This is a genomic window from Micromonospora sp. LOL_013 (assembly GCF_048060315.1).
Taxonomy (GTDB): Bacteria; Actinomycetota; Actinomycetes; order Mycobacteriales; family Micromonosporaceae; genus Micromonospora_E.
The window spans coordinates 166,219-184,216 of the sequence record NZ_JBHMIQ010000005.1; the positions used below are offsets into that span (position 1 = coordinate 166,219).

18 protein-coding genes are annotated in these 17,998 nt (G+C 71.6%); 12 read left to right on the top strand and 6 right to left on the bottom strand.

What is annotated here, in order from left to right; all coding sequences use genetic code 11:
• The first annotated feature begins 60 nt into the window (after positions 1-60).
• From argC to argH, 8 genes are all read left to right on the top strand, one after another.
• Complete coding sequence (argC, locus tag ACFHWS_RS05650; protein WP_416557056.1) at positions 61-1,077, top strand: N-acetyl-gamma-glutamyl-phosphate reductase; 1,017 nt, start codon at positions 61-63, stop codon at positions 1,075-1,077.
• Positions 1,074-2,285 (top strand): bifunctional glutamate N-acetyltransferase/amino-acid acetyltransferase ArgJ, encoded by a 1,212-nt coding sequence (argJ, locus tag ACFHWS_RS05655; RefSeq protein WP_416567757.1) that lies wholly within the window; start codon positions 1,074-1,076, stop codon positions 2,283-2,285. The genes argC and argJ overlap by 4 nt, the downstream gene beginning before the upstream one ends.
• Positions 2,282-3,220: an acetylglutamate kinase gene (gene argB, locus ACFHWS_RS05660; RefSeq protein WP_416557054.1), complete on the top strand. Its 939-nt coding sequence runs from the start codon at positions 2,282-2,284 to the stop codon at positions 3,218-3,220. The genes argJ and argB overlap by 4 nt, the downstream gene beginning before the upstream one ends.
• The gene (locus tag ACFHWS_RS05665; RefSeq protein ID WP_416567758.1) at positions 3,221-4,441 is read left to right on the top strand and encodes an acetylornithine transaminase; all 1,221 of its coding nucleotides are present in this window, start codon (positions 3,221-3,223) and stop codon (positions 4,439-4,441) included. It abuts the gene before it with no gap.
• The gene (argF, locus tag ACFHWS_RS05670; protein ID WP_416567759.1) at positions 4,438-5,373 is read left to right on the top strand and encodes an ornithine carbamoyltransferase; all 936 of its coding nucleotides are present in this window, start codon (positions 4,438-4,440) and stop codon (positions 5,371-5,373) included. Before ACFHWS_RS05665 ends, argF begins: the two co-directional genes overlap by 4 nt.
• Positions 5,370-5,879, top strand: a complete 510-nt coding sequence (locus ACFHWS_RS05675; RefSeq protein ID WP_416567760.1) for an arginine repressor — start codon at positions 5,370-5,372, stop codon at positions 5,877-5,879. Before argF ends, ACFHWS_RS05675 begins: the two co-directional genes overlap by 4 nt.
• A gap of 80 nt (positions 5,880-5,959) precedes the next feature.
• Positions 5,960-7,198, top strand: a complete 1,239-nt coding sequence (locus ACFHWS_RS05680) for an argininosuccinate synthase (protein WP_416557050.1) — start codon at positions 5,960-5,962, stop codon at positions 7,196-7,198.
• Between the two features lie 8 nt (positions 7,199-7,206).
• On the top strand, positions 7,207-8,670 hold the full coding sequence (argH, locus tag ACFHWS_RS05685) for an argininosuccinate lyase (protein ID WP_416567761.1): 1,464 nt from the start codon (positions 7,207-7,209) through the stop codon (positions 8,668-8,670).
• 24 nt (positions 8,671-8,694) lie between these two features.
• Here argH and ACFHWS_RS05690 read toward each other — a convergent pair whose 3' ends face one another.
• A complete protein-coding gene (locus ACFHWS_RS05690; RefSeq protein WP_416557048.1) occupies positions 8,695-9,030 on the bottom strand; it encodes an antibiotic biosynthesis monooxygenase family protein in 336 nt (111 codons plus the stop codon).
• Positions 9,031-9,080: 50 nt separating this feature from the next.
• On the opposite strand from ACFHWS_RS05690, the gene ACFHWS_RS05695 reads away from it, so the two are divergent.
• The gene (locus ACFHWS_RS05695; RefSeq protein ID WP_416557047.1) at positions 9,081-9,734 is read left to right on the top strand and encodes a DNA-3-methyladenine glycosylase; all 654 of its coding nucleotides are present in this window, start codon (positions 9,081-9,083) and stop codon (positions 9,732-9,734) included.
• A 157-nt stretch (positions 9,735-9,891) separates the two neighbouring features.
• Here the strand turns inward: ACFHWS_RS05695 and ACFHWS_RS05700 are convergent, their stop codons facing one another.
• Positions 9,892-10,722, bottom strand: coding sequence for a sulfotransferase family protein (locus ACFHWS_RS05700; RefSeq protein ID WP_416557046.1), 831 nt, complete (start codon positions 10,720-10,722; stop codon positions 9,892-9,894).
• Positions 10,723-10,954: 232 nt separating this feature from the next.
• Here ACFHWS_RS05700 and ACFHWS_RS05705 point away from each other — a divergent pair, with 232 nt between their 5' ends.
• The gene (locus tag ACFHWS_RS05705) at positions 10,955-12,373 is read left to right on the top strand and encodes a hemolysin family protein (RefSeq protein WP_416567766.1); all 1,419 of its coding nucleotides are present in this window, start codon (positions 10,955-10,957) and stop codon (positions 12,371-12,373) included.
• Here ACFHWS_RS05705 and ACFHWS_RS05710 read toward each other — a convergent pair.
• The 3 genes from ACFHWS_RS05710 to ACFHWS_RS05720 form a co-directional block, all read right to left on the bottom strand.
• Positions 12,282-12,938, bottom strand: a complete 657-nt coding sequence (locus ACFHWS_RS05710; RefSeq protein ID WP_416557045.1) for a TRM11 family SAM-dependent methyltransferase — start codon at positions 12,936-12,938, stop codon at positions 12,282-12,284. The genes ACFHWS_RS05705 and ACFHWS_RS05710 overlap by 92 nt on opposite strands.
• 80 nt (positions 12,939-13,018) lie before the next feature.
• Positions 13,019-13,600 carry a hypothetical protein gene (locus ACFHWS_RS05715; RefSeq protein ID WP_416567762.1) on the bottom strand — a complete coding sequence of 194 codons (582 nt, stop codon included), beginning with the start codon at positions 13,598-13,600 and terminating at the stop codon, positions 13,019-13,021.
• A gap of 86 nt (positions 13,601-13,686) precedes the next feature.
• Positions 13,687-14,478 (bottom strand): hypothetical protein, encoded by a 792-nt coding sequence (locus tag ACFHWS_RS05720; RefSeq protein ID WP_416557043.1) that lies wholly within the window; start codon positions 14,476-14,478, stop codon positions 13,687-13,689.
• 17 nt (positions 14,479-14,495) lie between these two features.
• On the opposite strand from ACFHWS_RS05720, the gene ACFHWS_RS05725 reads away from it, so the two are divergent.
• Positions 14,496-14,669, top strand: a complete 174-nt coding sequence (locus ACFHWS_RS05725) for a hypothetical protein (RefSeq protein ID WP_416557042.1) — start codon at positions 14,496-14,498, stop codon at positions 14,667-14,669.
• A gap of 37 nt (positions 14,670-14,706) precedes the next feature.
• Here ACFHWS_RS05725 and ACFHWS_RS05730 read toward each other — a convergent pair whose 3' ends face one another.
• Positions 14,707-15,741, bottom strand: a complete 1,035-nt coding sequence (locus ACFHWS_RS05730; protein ID WP_416557084.1) for an App1 family protein — start codon at positions 15,739-15,741, stop codon at positions 14,707-14,709.
• A gap of 425 nt (positions 15,742-16,166) precedes the next feature.
• On the opposite strand from ACFHWS_RS05730, the gene tyrS reads away from it, so the two are divergent.
• On the top strand, positions 16,167-17,450 hold the full coding sequence (tyrS, locus tag ACFHWS_RS05735) for a tyrosine--tRNA ligase (RefSeq protein WP_416567763.1): 1,284 nt from the start codon (positions 16,167-16,169) through the stop codon (positions 17,448-17,450).
• Positions 17,451-17,998: the final 548 nt, after the last annotated feature.

Below are 17,998 nucleotides of genomic sequence, written 5' to 3' on the forward strand. Positions count from 1 at the left end.
GGTCTTGTCGGCTCGGATGCATCCTGATACCGTCCTCTGCATAGATATGCGGAGGTGGGTATGGGCATCCGGGTCGCCGTCGCCGGCGCGAGCGGGTACGCCGGGGGAGAGCTGCTGCGGCTGATCGCCGGGCACCCCGAGCTGGACCTGGTCGCCGCCATGGCGCACAGCCGGGCCGGTGCGCCGGTCGCCGCCGTACATCCGCATCTGGCCGGCCTCGACCTGGTGTTCGTCGCCACCGATCCGGCCGACCTGGCCGCCGCGGACCTGGTCTTCCTGGCCTTGCCGCACGGCGAGTCGGCCGCGCTCGCCGCCACCCTGCCGGCCGACGTCAAGGTCGTCGATCTCGGTGCCGACCACCGGCTCGCCGACGCCGCAGCCTGGTCCCGCTACTACGGCGGCCAGCACACCGGCGCATGGACGTACGGCCTACCGGAACTGTCCGGCCAGCGGGACCGGGTCGCCGCCGCCGACCGGGTCGCGGCAACCGGTTGCTACGCGGTCGCCACCACGCTGGCGCTCGCGCCGCTGATCGCCGCCGGAGTGGTCGCCCCGGACGACGTCGTGGTGGTCGCTGCCAGTGGTACCTCCGGTGCCGGTCGGTCCGCCAAGACCCACCTGCTGGCCAGTGAGGTGATGGGCAGCCTGTCACCGTACAAGGTCGGCGCCCACCAGCACGTCCCGGAGATCAAGCAGGCCACCGGCGCGACCAGCCTGTCCTTCACCCCGGTGCTGGCTCCGATGCCGCGCGGCATCCTGGCCACGGTCACGGCCCGCCCGGCCGACACCGCCGCCGACCCGGCCGCCGCCGCGCGCGAGGCGCTGACCGCCGCGTACGCCGACGAGCCGTTCGTGCGCCTGTTGCCCGCCGGTAGTTGGCCGGTCACCGCCGCGACCCTCGGATCCAACGCCTGCCAGCTGCAGGTGACCACCGACGTCGACTCGGGACGGGTGATCGTGACCAGCGCCATCGACAACCTCGGCAAGGGCGCCGCTGGTCAGGCACTACAGTGCGCCAACCTGATGCTCGGTCTGCCGGAGACCACCGGCCTGACTGCTCTTGGGGTCGCGCCATGACGGTGACCGCGCCGAACGGGTTCCGGGCGGCCGGGGTGGCCGCCGGGCTGAAGAGCGGCGGCGCCGCCGACGTCGCCCTGGTCGTCAACGACGGACCGGCCACGGCCGCCGCCGGGGTGTTCACCGCCAACCGGGTGCAGGCCGCGCCGGTGCGGTGGAGCCGGCAGGTCCTGCGCGCCGGCAAGCTGCGCGCGGTGGTGCTCAACTCCGGCGGAGCCAACGCCTGCACCGGGCCGGGCGGCTTCCAGGACAGCCACGCCACCGCCGAACACGTCGCCGCGACACTGTCCGGCACTGGCACTGGCACTGGCACTGGCACTGGCACCGACGTCGGCGCCGGTGAGGTCGCGGTCTGCTCGACCGGGCTGATCGGCGAACGGCTGCCGATGGACAAGCTGCTCGCCGGGGTGACGGCGGCGGTCGCCGGGCTGGCCGACGACGCCGGACCGGCCGCCGCCGAGGCGATCATGACGACCGACACCCGGCCGAAGACCACCGTCGTCGCCGGCGGACCGGCTGGCGCCGCCGGACCGGCCTGGCGGGTCGGCGGGATGGCCAAGGGCGCGGGCATGCTCGCCCCGTCCATGGCGACGATGCTCTGCGTACTGACCACCGACGCGCTCGCCGACCCCGCCGACCTCGACGCCGCTCTGCGCGAAGCCTGCCGCACCACCTTTGACCGGGTCGACTCCGACGGCTGCCTGTCCACCAACGACACGGTGCTGCTGCTGGCCAGCGGTGCCTCCGGGGTCACCCCGTCGGCCGGGGAGCTGACCGCCGCGGTCACCGCCGCCTGCGCCGACCTGGCCCGGCAACTGATCGCCGACGCTGAAGGCGCCAGCAAGGAGGTCGCCATCGAGGTGGTCGGCGCGGCCAGCGAGACCGACGCGGTGCAGGTCGGCCGGGCGGTGGCCCGCAACAACCTGGTCAAGACGGCGCTGTTCGGCAACGACCCCAACTGGGGACGGATCCTCGCGGCGGTCGGCACCACCAGCGCGGTGTTCGACCCCGACCAGCTCGACGTGGCGATCAACGACGTGTGGATCTGCCGGGACGGGGCCGCCGCCGCACCCCGCGACCAGGTCGACCTCACCGGCCGGCAGGTGCACATCCGGATCGACCTGCACGCCGGTGCCGCCACCGCGACCATCTGGACCAACGATCTGTCGCACGCGTACGTGCACGAGAACTCGGCGTACTCGACATGACCGACACCACCCGGCCGACCGCGCCGCACAGCACGCTGAGCCGCGATCTCAGCCTCGCCCAGGCCAAGGCCGCCACCCTGATCGAGGCGCTGCCCTGGCTGGCCCGCTTCCACGGGGCCACGGTAATCGTCAAGTACGGTGGCAACGCGATGATCGACCCGCAGCTGCAGCGGGCCTTCGCCGCCGACATGGTGTTCCTGCGGTACGCCGGCATCCGACCGGTCGTGGTGCACGGCGGCGGCCCGCAGATCTCCAGCATGCTGCGCCGGCTCGGCATCGCCAGCGAGTTCAAGGGCGGCCTGCGGGTCACCACCCCGGAGGCGATGGACGTCGTCCGGATGGTGCTCGTCGGCCAGGTCGGCCGGGAACTCGTCGGCCTGATCAACGAGCACGGGCCCTACGCCGTCGGGCTGTCCGGCGAGGACGCCCACCTGTTCACCGCCGTCCGCCGCCCCGCCTGGGTCGACGGCGAACCGGTCGATGTTGGCCAGGTCGGCGACGTCGACACGGTCAACCCGTCGGCGGTCGCCGACATCATCTCGGCCGGCCGGATTCCGGTGATCTCCACGGTCGCACCCGACGTCGACGGCGTACTACACAACCTCAACGCCGACACGGCCGCCGCCGCGCTGGCCGTCGCACTGCGGGCCCGCAAGCTGGTCGTGCTCACCGACGTGCCCGGCCTGTACGCCGACTGGCCCGACACCGGCAGCCTGATCAGCCGGATCACCGCCGACGACCTGGCCGGCCTGCTGCCCACCCTGGCCGCCGGCATGGTGCCGAAGATGGAGGCGTGCCTGCGGGCGGTACGCGGCGGGGTGCCCGCCGCGCACGTGGTTGACGGCCGGGTAGCCCACTCCACCCTGCTGGAGGTCTTCACCTCGGAGGGCTTCGGCACCATGGTCACCGATCCGACGAACGACGGGGAGTCCTGAATGGCGTCGCTGCGGGACCGCTGGTCCGCATCGTTGATGGACAACTACGGCACACCGCCGCTGGCGCTGGTGCGCGGCGAGGGCACGACTGTCGTCGCTGAGGACGGCCGACGCTACCTCGACCTGTTGGGCGGCATCGCGGTCAACTCGCTCGGACACGCGCACCCGGCGGTCGTCGAGGCCGTCAGCCGGCAGATCGGGACCCTCGGACACGTCTCGAACCTCTACGTCGCCGAACCGCCGGTGGCCCTGGCCGAACTGCTGCTCGCCCTCACCGGACGCCCCGGCGCCGTCTTCTTCTGCAACTCCGGGGCCGAGGCGGTCGAAGCCGCGTTCAAACTGTCCCGGCGTACCGGTCGGACCCACGTCGTCGCCACCCACGAAGGCTTCCACGGGCGGACCATGGGGGCCCTGGCCCTGACCGGGCAGCCGGCCAAGGCCGACCCGTTTCGGCCGCTGCCCGGCGAGGTCACCCACGTGCCGTACGGCGACGCCGAGGCGCTCGCCGCCGCCGTCACCGACCGCACCGCCATGGTGATCCTGGAACCGATCCAGGGTGAGGCCGGCGTGGTGGTGCCCCCGCCGGGCTACCTGGCCGCCGCCCGGGAGATCACCAGCCGGCACGGTGCCCTGCTCACCCTCGACGAGGTGCAGACCGGGGTGGGACGGACCGGCCACTGGTTCGCCCACCAGGCCGACGGGATCACCCCGGACGTCGTCACCCTGGCGAAGGGTCTCGGCGGCGGGCTGCCGATCGGTGCCTGCATCGCCTTCGCTGACACCCAGGTCGGTGGCGTGGGCACTCCGGCCGCGCTGCTCACCCCGGGCAGTCACGGCAGCACCTTCGGCGGCAATCCGGTCTGCTGCGCCGCCGCCCTCGCCGTGCTGCGCACCATCGCCGCCGAAGGGCTGCTCGACCACGTCAAGCGGGTCGGCGAGCAACTGCGCCGGGGCGTCGAGTCGCTCGGCCACCCGCTGATCGCCGGGGTTCGGGGTGCCGGTCTGCTGCTCGGCGTGGTGCTCACCGCGCCGGTCTCGGCCGCGGTCGCGGCCGGGCTGCGCGACGCCGGGTTCCTGGTCAATCCGGCCCAGCCGGATCTGATCCGGCTGGCTCCGCCGCTGATTCTCACCGTGGAGCAGGCCGACGAGTTCCTGGCCGCGCTGCCGGCGGTCCTCACCGCCGTCGCCGATGCCGTGGCGACCACTGGAGCGGCGTCGTGATCCGGCACCTGCTGCGCGACGACGACCTGAGCCCGGCCGAGCAGTCGGCGGTGCTGGATCTGGCGGCGGCGATGAAGGCGGACCGGTACGGCCACCGGCCGCTGGCCGGCCCTCGCTCGGTCGCGGTGCTGTTCGACAAGCAGAGCCTGCGGACCCGGCTGTCGTTCGACGTCGGCATCGCCGAGCTGGGCGGCAACCCGATCGTGGTGGACACCCAGGCCACCCATTTCGGTCGCGGGGAGACTCTGGCCGACGCCGGTCGGGTGCTGTCGCGGTACGTGTCGGCGATCGTGATGCGTACCTTCGGCGACGACCGGCTCGCCGAGGTCGCGGCAGGGGCGAGCGTACCGGTGGTCAACGCGCTCACCGACGGGTTCCACCCCTGCCAGCTGCTCGCCGACCTGCTGACCGTGCGGGAGTACTGCGGCGACACCACCGGACGGACCCTGGCGTACGTCGGCGACGCCGCGAACAACATGGCGAGTTCCTACCTGCTTGCCGGGGCCACCGCCGGGATGCATGTGCGGGTGTCCGGGCCGACCGGGCACGACCCGTCCCCGTCGGTGGTTTCCCGGGCCGGGGAGATCGCCGCCTGGACCGGCGGGTCGGTGCAGGTCATCCGGGACCCGAAGGAGGCGGTCGACGGCGCCGACGTGCTGGCCACCGACACCTGGACATCGATGGGCCAGGAGGCCGACGGGCGGGACCGGCGTACTCCGTTCTGGCCGTACCAGGTCAACCAGGATCTGCTCGACGCCGCCGCGTCGGAGGCGATCGTGCTGCACTGCCTGCCCGCCCACCGGGGTGAGGAGATCACCGACGACGTGCTCGACGGCGCGCGCAGCGCCGTGTTCGACCAGGCAGAGAACCGGCTGCACGCGCAGAAAGCGCTGCTTTCCTGGCTGTTGCGCCAGCAGGACGGGCCGTCGTGACCGGGCCGGCGACCCGGACCGCCCGGCACGCCCGCATCGTCGAGCTGATCCGGGCCAGGGCGGTCCGGTCACAGACCGAGCTGGCCGAGTTGCTTACCGGCGACGGTATGCAGGTCACCCAGGCGACACTGTCGCGGGACCTGGAGGAACTCGGCGCGGTCAAGGTACGCGGCCGCGACGGCGGCCCAGCGGTCTACCTGATTCCCGAGGACGGCAACCCGACGCTGCGGCCCGCCGAGCAGGCCCCGGCCCGCCTGGTCCGGCTGCTGCACGAGCTGCTCACCGGAGTCGACGCCAGCGGCAACATCTGTGTGCTGCGTACCCCACCGGGTGCGGCGCAGTTCCTGGCCAGCGCGCTGGACCGGTCCGGGCTGCCGGACGTGGTCGGCACCATCGCCGGTGACGACACCATCCTGGTCGTCGCCCGCGGCCCGGCCGGCGGTGCCGACCTGGCCGGAAAGCTCTCCACCTGGGCCGCCACCCCGCCCGGCCCGAACACCCCCTGAACGGCCCGAACACCCCCGCTGAACCGCCTGACCACCACCTGATTTTCCCGATACGCACATCCAACGAGGAGCACGACATCATGACTGAGCGGGTGGTACTCGCCTACTCCGGCGGCCTGGACACCTCGGTCGCCATTCCGTACCTCGCCGGGGAACTCGGCGCCGAGGTGATCGCCGTCGCGGTCGACGTCGGCCAGGGCGGCGAGGACATGGACGTCATCCGGCAGCGGGCGCTGGACTGCGGTGCCGTCGAATCCGAGGTGGTCGACGCCCGGGACGAGTTCGCCGCCGACTTCTGCCTGCCGGCGCTGCGGGCCAACGCCCTCTACATGGACCGGTATCCGTTGGTGTCGGCGCTGAGCCGGCCGCTGATCGTCAAGCATCTGGTCGCAGCGGCCCGCAAGCACGGCGGCACCGTGGTGTCACACGGCTGCACCGGCAAGGGCAACGACCAGGTTCGCTTCGAGGTCGGCATCGGCGCGCTCGCGCCGGAGCTGAAGGTGGTCGCCCCGGCCCGCGACTTCGCCTGGACCCGGGACAAGGCGATCGCGCTGGCCGAGGAGAAGGGGCTGCCGGTCGACGTTTCGCACAAGTCGCCGTACTCGATCGACCAGAACCTGTGGGGCCGGGCGGTGGAGACTGGCTTCCTGGAGGACATCTGGAACGCCCCGATCGAGGACCTGTACGCATACACCGCCGACCCGGCCGTGCCGCGCGACGCCGACGAGGTGACCATCACCTTCGACGCCGGCGTGCCGGTGGCGATCGACGGCGAGACGGTCACCCCGTACCAGGCGGTGGTGGAGCTCAACCGGCGGGCCGGCGCGCAGGGCATCGGGCGGCTGGACATGGTCGAGGACCGGCTCGTCGGGATCAAGAGCCGCGAGGTGTACGAGGCCCCGGGCGCGATCGCGCTGATCAACGCCCACCAGGAGCTGGAGAACGTCACCGTGGAGCGCGAGGTGGCCCGGTTCAAGCGGACCGTGGACCAGCGCTGGGGCGAGCTGGTCTACGACGGCCTGTGGTTTTCCCCGCTCAAGCAGGCCCTCGACGCGTTCATCGACGAGACGCAGCGGCACGTCACCGGCGAGATCCGGATGGTGCTGCACGGCGGCCGGCCGGTCGTCGTCGGCCGGCGTTCCGAGGCCAGCCTGTACGACTTCAACCTGGCTACCTACGACACCGGTGACACCTTCGACCAGAGCCAGGCGAAGGGCTTCGTGCAGCTGTGGGGACTGTCCAGCCGGCTGGCCACCGCCCGCGACACCCGGCTCGCCGGCCCCGGTGGGCAAACCCGGCTGCCCGGCTCGCAGGCCTGACCCCGACAATGGTCGCCGTGGACGACAAGAGTCTGACCGAGAACACCGCCAGCCCGAACCGCACCAGCCTGTGGGGTGGCCGCTTCGCCGGCGGGCCGGCCGAGGCACTGGCCCGCCTGTCGGTCAGCGTCCAGTTCGACTGGCGGCTGGCCCCGTACGACATCGCCGGCTCCCGGGCGCACGCCCGGGTGCTGGCCGCCGCCGGCCTGCTCGACCCGGACGAACTGGGCCGGATGCTGGCCGCGTTGGACGACCTGGAGGCGGCCTGCGCCTCCGGGTCGTTCCGGCCGACCGTGGACGACGAGGATGTGCACACCGCGCTGGAACGCGGCCTGCTGGAGCGGCTCGGCTCGCTCGGCGGCAAGCTGCGCGCCGGCCGGTCCCGTAACGACCAGGTCGCCACCGACCTGCGGCTGTACCTGCGCGACCACGCCCGTGGCCTGGCAGCACAGCTGGTCGAGCTGGCCGCTGCCCTGGTCGAGCAGGCCGAGCGGCACCTGGAGACCCCCGCGCCCGGGATGACCCACGTGCAGCACGCCCAGCCGGTGACGTTCGGGCACTGGCTGCTCGCCCACGTCCATCCGCTGCTGCGCGACCTGGACCGGTTGCGCGACTGGGACGACCGCACCGCCGTGTCACCGTTGGGTGCCGGCGCGCTGGCCGGCTCCGGCCTTCCGCTGGATCCGGCTGCGGTGGCCAAGGAGTTGGGATTTCGGACCTCGTTCGCCAACTCGATGGACGCGGTCGCCGACCGGGACTTCGCCGCCGAGTTCCTCTTCGCCACCGCGATGGTCGGGGTCCACCTGTCCCGGCTGGGGGAGGAGGTGGTGCTCTGGACCTCGCAGGAGTTCGGCTGGGTGGAGCTGGACGACGCCTTCGCCACCGGGTCGTCGATCATGCCGCAGAAGAAGAACGCCGACATCGCCGAGCTGGCCCGGGGCAAGTCCGGCCGGCTCGTCGGCGGGCTGGTGGCCGTGTTGACCATGCTCAAGGGGCTGCCGCTGACCTACGACCGGGACATGCAGGAGGACAAGGAGCCGGCGTTCGACGCCGTCGACACCCTGCAACTGCTGCTGCCGGCCCTGGCCGGGATGATCTCCACCATGACGGTACGGGTGGACCGGCTCGCCGCCGCCGCCCCGGCCGGGTTCACCCTGGCCACCGAGGTGGCGGACTGGCTGGTCCGCAAGGGTGTGCCGTTCCGGGACGCGCACGAGGTAACCGGCAAGCTGGTGGCGCTCTGCTCAGCCCGGGAGTGCGCGCTCGACGAGGTCTCCGACGACGACCTGCGGCTGGTCAGCGAGCACCTGGACGCCGGCGTCCGAGACGTACTCTCGGTGCGGTCGGCGCTCGCGGTGCGGACCACGCCGGGCTCGACCGGCCCCGGTCCGGTGTCCGACCAGTTGGTTGCCGTTACGGAGCAACTGAGCGGGTGGCGGCAGTGGGCGGCGGAGTCGGTGGTGCCCCGCTGACCTGGCCTCCCGGCCGGGTCCGGGTCACCGGGTGGGTGACGGGAACCGGTAGGCCCGCTCCACCCGGGCCACGTGCACCGCGAAGCTGGCGTACCACCGGGCCCGCCCATCGGCCTGGGCGACCAGATGCTCGACGTGTCGACGCCAGGCGGCGATCGACTCCTCGTCACGCCAGTAGGAGACGGTGATGCCGACCCCGTCGGGGTCCCGGGCACTGTCCACGCCCAGGAAGCCTGGCTGCGCGTCGGCGAGTTCCAGCATCCGGCGGGCGGTGGCCGCGTAGCCGTGGTCGTCGTCGGTGCGGGTAGAGGCGAAGACCACCAGGTAGTACGGCGGTGGCGGGGTGTCGGCGGGACTCATCGGTCGCTCCCGGGCGGTGGTGTGCTGGGTCGCTGTGCTGTGCTGGCACCATGAGACCACCCGCGCCGATCGGCGATCTCGCGACGGTGCTCGCCGGACCGGTCGACGTTGCGGCCCGCGCGTTGCTGGGCTGCCGGGTCGCTGTCGGCGATGTCGAGGTCCGGCTTACCGAGGTCGAGGCGTACGCCGGGGTCGGCGCCGACCCCGCCTCGCACGCCCATCGGGGCCGTACGCCGCGTAATGCCCCGATGTTCGGGCCGCCCGGGCAGCTGTACGTCTACTTCAGCTACGGCATGCACTGGTGTGGCAACGTGGTCACCGGCCCGCCGGGACAGGCGGCGGCGGTGCTGCTGCGGGCCGGCGAGATCGTCGCTGGTCACGGGGCGGCCCGGCACCGCCGTGGCGTACGGGTGCCGGACCGGGACCTGGCCCGTGGTCCGGCCCGGCTGATGGCCGCGCTCGGGCTGGACGGCACGGCGAATGGTACGTCGGTGCTCGACGGCACCGGCCCGCTGTCGCTGACGCCACCGCCGGTGCCGATCCCGGCCGGAGCTGTCCGCACCGGCCCCCGGGTGGGGGTGGGTGCGGCCCCGCACACGCCATGGCGCTTCTGGCTGGCCGGCGAGCCGACGATCAGCGCGTACCGCCGGGCCGCTCCCCGGCCGCGCGGCGGCCGGACCGGGGCGCCGAGCGTGACCGGATGACGGGCGACCGCTGCGGCCCTCAGCGGGCTGCGCGCCTCGCGACGGGCGGCCCGGGCCTGGGCCGAACTTGGTGACGTGCTGGCCGTCACCGGCGATCCGGTCGGTGCCGTCGAGGCGCTGCGCGGCGCAGGGCCACCGCCGCAGTGCACCTCGGCCTTCAGCCATCCCGCCGGGCCGGGTATCCCCAGCCCTTGGCAACCTCGAACAGCGGACCCGGCAGCGCCACGTCGGCCGGCAGTTCCCGAGGCGGCTGGACCGTGCCGGTACGGATCCGCCCGGTCCAGTCACCCAGCCCGGCCTTGATCCGGCCATGGTCGAACCGGCCGTACTCCACCATGTCCGACTCCCACTCCAGACCGAGGAACTCGCAGATGCGCCGGGTCTCGGTCGTCGGATCGGCGGCCAGATCCTCGTAGCGGACCGTGTGTCCGGGAAGTACCCGGCGTGCCTCGGCGAGTTTGGTCAGGTACCGGCCGACGCTCTCGGCTGCCTCCTGCGGCGTCTGCTGGGGTCGAGCCCTGCTCCACGAGTCGAGGATCGCGGCCGGGTGGCGTAGTAGGAACACGAACCGCGCGTCCGGCCACACCCGGGCGATCCGGGGCCAGATGAACACGTTGTGCGGAGTCTTCTCGACCAGGACCTGTTTGCCACTGCGCTGCAACGCCGCGTCCAACACCCGGTCCCACAGCAGGTGGGTGATTTCCTGAGCGTCCCAGCCCAACTCGCCCATGCTGTCCGTGATGTAGTGGTCACTGAACTCCACCCGCAACTTACTCAGATGCAGCTCGTGCGGAGCGTAGAGCGAAGAGTGGCTGTTCAGCATCATTCGCAGCAGTGTCGACCCCGACCGGACCGACGACAGAATGAACACCGGTTGGCGCAGCAGTCGGTGCGGGCGGCGGACGAAGGCGGGACGGCCGCCCCGGCGGGTGATCTGCATTCCGGTTGACCGGGCGATCCGTACGGCAAGGTGATGCTTCCAGCTCATACGACCCGACACTACGAAACCTTGCTGAGAAAATGCTAGGAGGGTCTTCGCCGAAAATGCTAGGAGGGTCTTCGCCCGCCGCCGGGCACAGAGTCGCGCCGGATGCCAGGTGACCGGCGGCCCGGTTACCGGACGGATGGCAGGATTCGCATCCGGCCCGGGTGGGCAAAGCAGGCCGCAGCATACCGGCGACGGAATCCGGGTCACGACGGCGGCGATGGAAGGTGCGTACGTGCAGGGGTACGGAACACAACTCGCGCTGGTCGGGATCCTGGTGGTGCTGAACGCGGTCTTCGCCGGTAGCGAGATCGCCCTGGTGTCGCTGCGCGACAGCCAGCTGCAGCGGCTGGAACGGTCCCGCCGGGCGGGTCGGGTCCTGGCCAAGCTCGCCAAGGACCCGAACCGGTTCCTCGCCACCATCCAGATCGGCATCACCCTGGCCGGGTTCCTGGCCTCCGCCACCGCCGCGGTGTCGCTGGCCCAGCCGTTGGTGCCAGCGCTGGACGTGCTCGGCCGGGCTGCGGAGCCGGTGGCGATCGTGCTGATCACCCTGGTGTTGACCTTCGTCACACTGGTCTTCGGCGAGCTGGCCCCGAAGCGGGTGGCCATGCAGCGGGCCGAGCGGTGGGCGCTGGCGGTGGCCCGGCCTCTCGACATGATGGCCAGCCTGGCCCGGCCGGCGGTCTGGGCGCTCGGTGCCACCAGCGACCTCGTGGTCCGCCTCGTCGGCGGCGATCCGAAGGCGACCCGCGACGAAATCAGCCCGGACGAACTGCGCGACATCGTGGCCGGTCACCGGGCGTTCACCGCCGAGCAGCAGACCATCATCTCCGGGGCACTGGAGATCGCCGACCGGCGGCTGCGGGCGGTGCTGGTGCCCCGGCTGGAGGTCTTCACCCTGGACAGCGGTACGTCTGCCGAGGCGGCCCGGATCGTGCTGGCCACCTCCGGGCACTCCCGCGCGCCGGTGGTCCGTAACGGGATGCTGGACGACACCGTCGGCGTGATCCACCTGCGTGACCTGGTCGGCGTACCCGTCGACCGGCCGGTCGACGCGGTTGCCCGCCCGCCCATGCTGCTGCCCGAGTCGCTGCCGGTGGTCGACGCGTTGCGGCGGTTCAAGACACACCGCCAGCACATCGCGCTGGTCGTCGACGAACGCGGTGCCGTCGACGGCATCGTCACCCTGGAGGACGTACTGGAGGAGATCGTCGGCGAGATCTACGACGAGACCGACCGGGACATCCGCGCCGTACGCATCGAGCCGGACGGCACCATGCTGGTCCCCGGGACCTTCCCCGTGCACGACCTGCCGGACATCGGGGTCGACCTGCCCGGCCGCCCGGCCGGCGACTACACCACCGTGGCAGGTCTGGTGCTGGCCCGGCTCGGCCACATTCCCACCGACGCGGGCGAGTCGGTCCGGGTCGACGGCTGGACCATCACCGTCGCTTCCGTTGACCACCACGCCATCAGCGGTGTACGGCTGCGCCGATCCTCGCGGACCGACGGCGACCGTGCGGGTGACGGCGACCGTGCCGACGCCGAGAACCGCCCGCTCAGCTCGGCCGCTGGAAAACCAGACAGTAGTCGCCGGTCAGCCAGTCGGGCTGGTGGTCCCAACACAGGAACGACTCCTGAAGCAGAGTGAGGTGGGCGCGGATCACCCGACCCACGTCCCAGGCGAGGGTGGTCACCCGACCGTCGACCCGCATGTTCGCCACGTTCACCACGGCGTGGCCGCCCGGCCGCAGCAACTGGGCGACCTGACCGAACACGTCACCGATCTCGTCGAGGTAGCTGGTGTAGTCACCGTCGAGGGTCTCGTAGGCGTTGAGCGGGTTCTCCGGATGGTCCGTCGCGTCCATGTAGGGCGGTGAGGTCAGGCAGAGGTCGAACGGCCCGTCGACCAGACCGATCAACTTCCGGGCGTCACCGTCGACGATCTCGGCACCGGCCGCCCCGGCGAGCCGCTGCCGGATCAGCGCGACCCGGTCGGGCAGCAGTTCGACGCCGGTCGCCCGTCGACCCATCCGCGCTGCCGTCACCAGTGTGGTGCCATAGCCGGCGAACGGGTCCAGCACCGCCTGCCCGGGCGTGGTGTACTCGTCGATCACCGCCTCGACCAGAGCCTCCGGAAAGTGCACCTGCTGGTCCTCACCCGCCGGCAGTTGGGCGATCAGGTCAGCGCTGGTCAGCTGCAGCCACGGTTTCACCCGACCATTGTCCCTCGCCGCAGTCGCGGCGGCCGGCCGCCCGGCGTCGGCGGCTGCCGGACTACTCCGACGATACCGGACTACTCCGGCGCCGCGTCGTCGTGCTGCCCGGACTGGCGACGGTTGCGCAGCGCCACCCAGGTGGCACCGAACACAATCGCTCCGGCCAGACAGACCGCGACCACGTGACCGCTGCCAGTCCAGCCGAACCAGTCCTGCAGCAGCATCCGGGAGCGGGACGTGGGATCCACCAACGTGATCGCCACGAACGCGGCGACCAGTACTCCGGCGCCGAGGGCGAACGCGGTCGCCCACGGCCCGCTCGGTCCGAACCGGCCGTGCAGCACTAGCACAGCGCGCACGATCCGTCGGGCCCGGACCAGCCGCAACGTGCCTACCGTGTAGATCAACCGGAACACCTGCAGCGGCCCCAACGCCAAGATGGTGACCGGGACCACGATCAGGGTCAGCGTCACCAGCCCTCGGTTGCGCCGCAGCCACGCCAGCCGGTCGGCGGAGAAGGTCAGCAGTACGGCGGTCTCGGCGACCAGCACCGCTCCGCTCGCCCAGTGCAGTACCTCACCGACCGTTGCCAGGGCCCCGCCGGCGAGGGTGAGGAACACCGCCGGAACCGAGGCCAGCGCCGCGATCAGCACCGGCACCGCCAGTCGCCGTTCCCACCGGGCGGATCGGTCCCGGCCGGACCCGCCGGCCGGCTGATCGCTTCCAGTTCGGTCGTCGGCGCGGGTCATCCCGATGTGTCGGCGGCCCGCCGTCCGACGGTCGCCGACGGAGCCCGGACCGCGATTTCCACCCCGAGCTGCGCACCGTCGCTCAGCCGGAGCCGGTCACCGCTCCAGAACCGGCCCGGGTCGTACCAGTTGGTCCGCCGGCCTGTTGGCAGCAGCCCCATCGCCTCGTAGGTCACCGCGATCACCTCGGCGCAGTAGACACTCTCCAGATCCGTTCGGCCGGCAGCACCGTCAGGCGACGGTCCGGCGCCACCCGACCCCTCGGCTGCTTCGGCGCCACCCGTACCCCGACCAACCGGCGGTAACCAGCTGGCCAACCGTTCGTGTACCGCGCCGGCCAGCGGCGCCCGCCGTACGGACGGGGTACGACCCCGCAGCCACCGCCAGGCCAGCGCGGCGGTGGACGGGAACGGGGTGCCGTCCAACCGGGCGACGGTCCGTAGCACGGCATCCTCCATCGCGCTGTCGGCGGGCGGCTCCAACTGCCGCAGCCAGGCCCGCTGACCGTAGCGCCGTGCCCAGACCGTGACCGCGTCGCGCAGGTCGTGCAGCTGCACCCCTCTGTGGTGGCTGCCCGACCACATGTCCGGCAGTGACCGACCGAGCTCGGCGTGCCACAGCAGCGGTGGGAGATCTTCGATCACCACCGCCATCCCCACGTGGTTCACCGGGCTGTTGGTGGTCATCTGGATCGCCCGGTCGGGCATCGTTCGCCCGCGAAACAGCCACAGGTCACCGGTGCGGGTCAGCTCGACCGCCGCGTCGAGGGAGAGTGGTTCGCCGGTCACTCGACTACCCTAGGCCGATGCGTTGGTGGAAGGTAATGGGCCTGGCCGCGTTCGTCGGGGTCGCCGCGACCGGAGCGGTCGTCGTCCGGGCCGAACGACGCCGTCGGGCCTACACCGCGGAGCAGATCCGAGACCGGCTCCGACAGCGCCTCGTCGAGGCCGGCCCGGTGGACGCCCCGCCGCCAGACTGAGCCGCCGGTCAGCTGAGCCGCCGGCTCCGGCAGCCGGTCACAGCAGCCACGCCTCACGCAGCAGGTGTGCCAGGCCGGCACCGTCGGGCGCGGACAACCACCGCCGGCCATCCGGCCCGGCAGCCCTGGAGGTCTCACCGGCCGGTGCCGGCAGGTTGCCGGCCAGGACCGCCTGGGTCGGCGAGAGCCGACGGATCGCCACCGCAGCCAAGCTGTCCGGGTGTTGCGCCGCGAACTCGGCGTAGATCTCCGGATCGTGCTGCCCGTCGTCGCCCACCAGCAGCCAGCGGATCTGCGGGAACTCCTCCGCCAACCTGGCTAGGCTGGCGCGCTTGTGCTCCCGACCGCTGCGGAACCACCGTTCGGTGGTCGGACCCCAGTCCGTCAGCAGCAGCGGGCCGGCCGGGTAGAGATGCCGGGACAGGAACCGGCTCAGGGTCGGCGCGACGTTCCAGGCACCGGTGGACAGGTAGAGCACCGGTGCACCCGGATGCGCGGTGACCAGGCGTTCGTACAGCACCGCCATCCCGGCGACCGAGGCCCGGGCGTGCTCGTCCAACACGAACGTGTTCCACGCGGCCAGCATCGGCCGGGGCAGCGCGGTCACCATGACCGTGTCGTCGACGTCGGAGATGATGCCGAACCGGACCTGCGGGTCAACGATACGTACCGGCGCGTCGACCGGCTCGGAGTCACCGCTGTGCAGCCGTACCGACGTCCAGCCGGGCTTCAGATCGGCCGGCACGACCGTGTCCACGAACCCGCCCCGGTCGGCCTGGACCTCGTGCCGCTTGCCGCCGGCTTCGATCACCACCGGCGCGTCCTTCACCGGCAGGGTGGCGAAGCTGCGCCAGCCCCGTACCTTCTTCGCTCGCCGACGTGGCGGATCAGGCCGACCCAGCAGCACCCGGGCCATCACCCGTACCCAGCCCGGCGCGCCGTAACCGGTGTACGGAATGAGCGTGAGATCCCAACCTCGTCGCCGCAGCCGGCGTTCCAACAAGGCATGGATGGCATCCTCGAGCCGGACGGCTCGGTGGGCGCCACGCGCCGCCGGGCTCACGGGTGTCATCGCCACGGTGCCACCCTGCCACAGCCGCCCGTTGCGGGCACGGCGTGGTGATCGATGACGTGAAACCCGCTCGGTCGGCCGTGCCACCGCCGACACCGGTCATCGCTGCAGGTCAGGTAGCGGCCGGCGTAGTACGCCACACACGACGTGAGCGCGGCGACGAACAACTCGACCGGCGCTGATGCGCTGTCCGAGCCGGCGCCGCTCACCGGCTGGTCGACGACGATCTGGTGGCCACGGACCTGTACTGCGTGCCGTTCGCTGTCGGCGTGCCGCACGGTCAGCCCGGGCTGCCCTGCCCGGCGGGCCGTCCGGCCTGGTCCGGTCAACGACAGGTCCCGATGGGTCCACGGGTTCGGGGCGAGCTGCGCCGCAGGTCGGAAACCGGATGTCCCTGCTGGTCCGAGATGAGGGACAATCGCGCCGTGACGGACGAACAAGACCCGGCCGGTACGCCTGACGTGCTGGACGAGCTGCGTTGGCGAGGACTGATCCAGGATGCCACGGATGTGACCGAGCTGGGTCGGCAGCTGAGCGACCCCACCACCTTCTACGTCGGCTTCGATCCGACGGCCCCCAGTCTGCATGTGGGCCACCTGGTCCAAGTGCTCACCGCCCGTCGGCTGCAACTCGCCGGGCACCGGCCGTTGCTGCTGGTCGGCGGGGCCACCGGGCAAATCGGGGACCCGAAGGAGGGCGGTGAGCGAAACCTGAACCCGCCTGAGGTGGTGGCGGGCTGGGTCGACCGGATCCGCGACCAGCTCGCGCCGTTCGTATCGTTCACCGGACCGGTTGCGGCGCGGGCGGTCAACAACCTGGACTGGGCCGGGCCGATGTCGGTCGTCGAGTTTCTCCGGGACGTGGGCAAGCACTTTCCGGTCAACCGGATGCTGGCCCGTGAGGTGGTTCGGGCCCGGCTGGACAGCGGCATCAGCTTCACCGAGTTCAGCTACCAGCTGCTGCAGGCGAACGACTTCTTCGAGCTGCACCGGCGGCACGGTTGCCTGCTGCAGTTCGGCGGCTCCGACCAGTGGGGCAACATCACCGCAGGGGTCGACTACGTACGGCGCCGTGGAGCCGGCCCGGTGCACGGTTTCACCACGCCGCTGGTCACCCGGTCGGACGGCACCAAGTTCGGCAAGACCGAGGGCGGCGCGGTCTGGTTGGACGCCGCGCTGACCAGTCCGTACGCCTTCTATCAGTTCTGGGTCAACGTCGACGACCGCGACGTCGGGCGGTTCCTGCGCTACTTCAGCTTCCAGGATCGCGAGACGATAGCCGAACTGGAGCGGGAGTCAGCGGCCCGGCCGGCGGCGCGGATCGCCCAGCGCGCGCTGGCTGAGGAGCTCACCGCCCTGGTGCACGGTCCGGTGGAGGCTGCCCAGGCGGTGGCCGCCAGCCAGGCCCTGTTCGGCCGGGGGTCACTGGACGAACTGGCTCCGGAGACACTGCACGCCGCGTTGCGTGAGGCGGGCCTGCTCACCGTGACCGGCGAGATGCCAGCAGTGGCCACGTTGCTGAAGGAGTCGGGACTCGTCGGCAGTCTCAACGAGGCACGCCGGGCGATCGCCGAAGGCGGTGCGTACCTCAACAATCAGCGGGTGTCGGACGTCGAGGCGGTGGTTGCAGCCGAGACGCTGCTGTACGGCCGGTTCCTGGTGCTGCGCCGCGGCAAGCGAACGTTTGCCGGGGTTGAGCTGGTCAAATAGGCGTCAATCGACGTTGTGACGTGGGACGCGTTCGCTCGATTTGACGACTGATCGGGCGGGCGCGTAACTTTCTCTCTGCCCGCAGGGGAACGGACGGAAACACCGGAGCCGCAATCGCAGCCGAGGTGACCGGCCGGAACTGTGGGACAACCTCCAGGTCCGGGTGTTCGCACCGAACGGAGCTGGCGGGCGGGGTCGCGAGGGTCGCACCGGCAGCGCCGGGGCCGATTTGGAGCGGCGAGACCGACCGGCTAGGGTTGATGACCGCAGGGCACCGGGCGAGTCGACGGAAACGTCGCGGCCGGCCTGCAAACCGGGTACGGACACACGGGTGACACCGTGCGCTCGTCCAGGTGGTCAAACCGGCACGAAGCGCCACGATCCGGAAAAACCCGGGTTGACGGGGCAAATGAGTCGGAGTAAGGTAGTAAAAGTGCCCGACGGAAGTCGGGTGGGACGGATGGCCCTGGTGGGGTTGCCTGCTTGGTGTGGGTGGTTCTGCTGGTGTGTGTTTGTTCTTTGAGAACTCAACAGGGTGCTTGATAAGC

Coding starts and splice junctions, on each gene's coding strand:
- argC (WP_416557056.1), top strand. CDS start 61: ATGGGCATCCGGGTCGCCGTCGCCGGCGCGAGCGGGTACGCCGGGGGA.
- argJ (WP_416567757.1), top strand. CDS start 1,074: ATGACGGTGACCGCGCCGAACGGGTTCCGGGCGGCCGGGGTGGCCGCC.
- argB (WP_416557054.1), top strand. CDS start 2,282: ATGACCGACACCACCCGGCCGACCGCGCCGCACAGCACGCTGAGCCGC.
- ACFHWS_RS05665 (WP_416567758.1), top strand. CDS start 3,221: ATGGCGTCGCTGCGGGACCGCTGGTCCGCATCGTTGATGGACAACTAC.
- ACFHWS_RS05680 (WP_416557050.1), top strand. CDS start 5,960: ATGACTGAGCGGGTGGTACTCGCCTACTCCGGCGGCCTGGACACCTCG.
- argH (WP_416567761.1), top strand. CDS start 7,207: ATGGTCGCCGTGGACGACAAGAGTCTGACCGAGAACACCGCCAGCCCG.
- ACFHWS_RS05690 (WP_416557048.1), bottom strand. CDS start 9,030: ATGAGTCCCGCCGACACCCCGCCACCGCCGTACTACCTGGTGGTCTTC.
- ACFHWS_RS05695 (WP_416557047.1), top strand. CDS start 9,081: ATGAGACCACCCGCGCCGATCGGCGATCTCGCGACGGTGCTCGCCGGA.
- ACFHWS_RS05700 (WP_416557046.1), bottom strand. CDS start 10,722: ATGAGCTGGAAGCATCACCTTGCCGTACGGATCGCCCGGTCAACCGGA.
- ACFHWS_RS05725 (WP_416557042.1), top strand. CDS start 14,496: ATGCGTTGGTGGAAGGTAATGGGCCTGGCCGCGTTCGTCGGGGTCGCC.
- ACFHWS_RS05730 (WP_416557084.1), bottom strand. CDS start 15,741: ATGACACCCGTGAGCCCGGCGGCGCGTGGCGCCCACCGAGCCGTCCGG.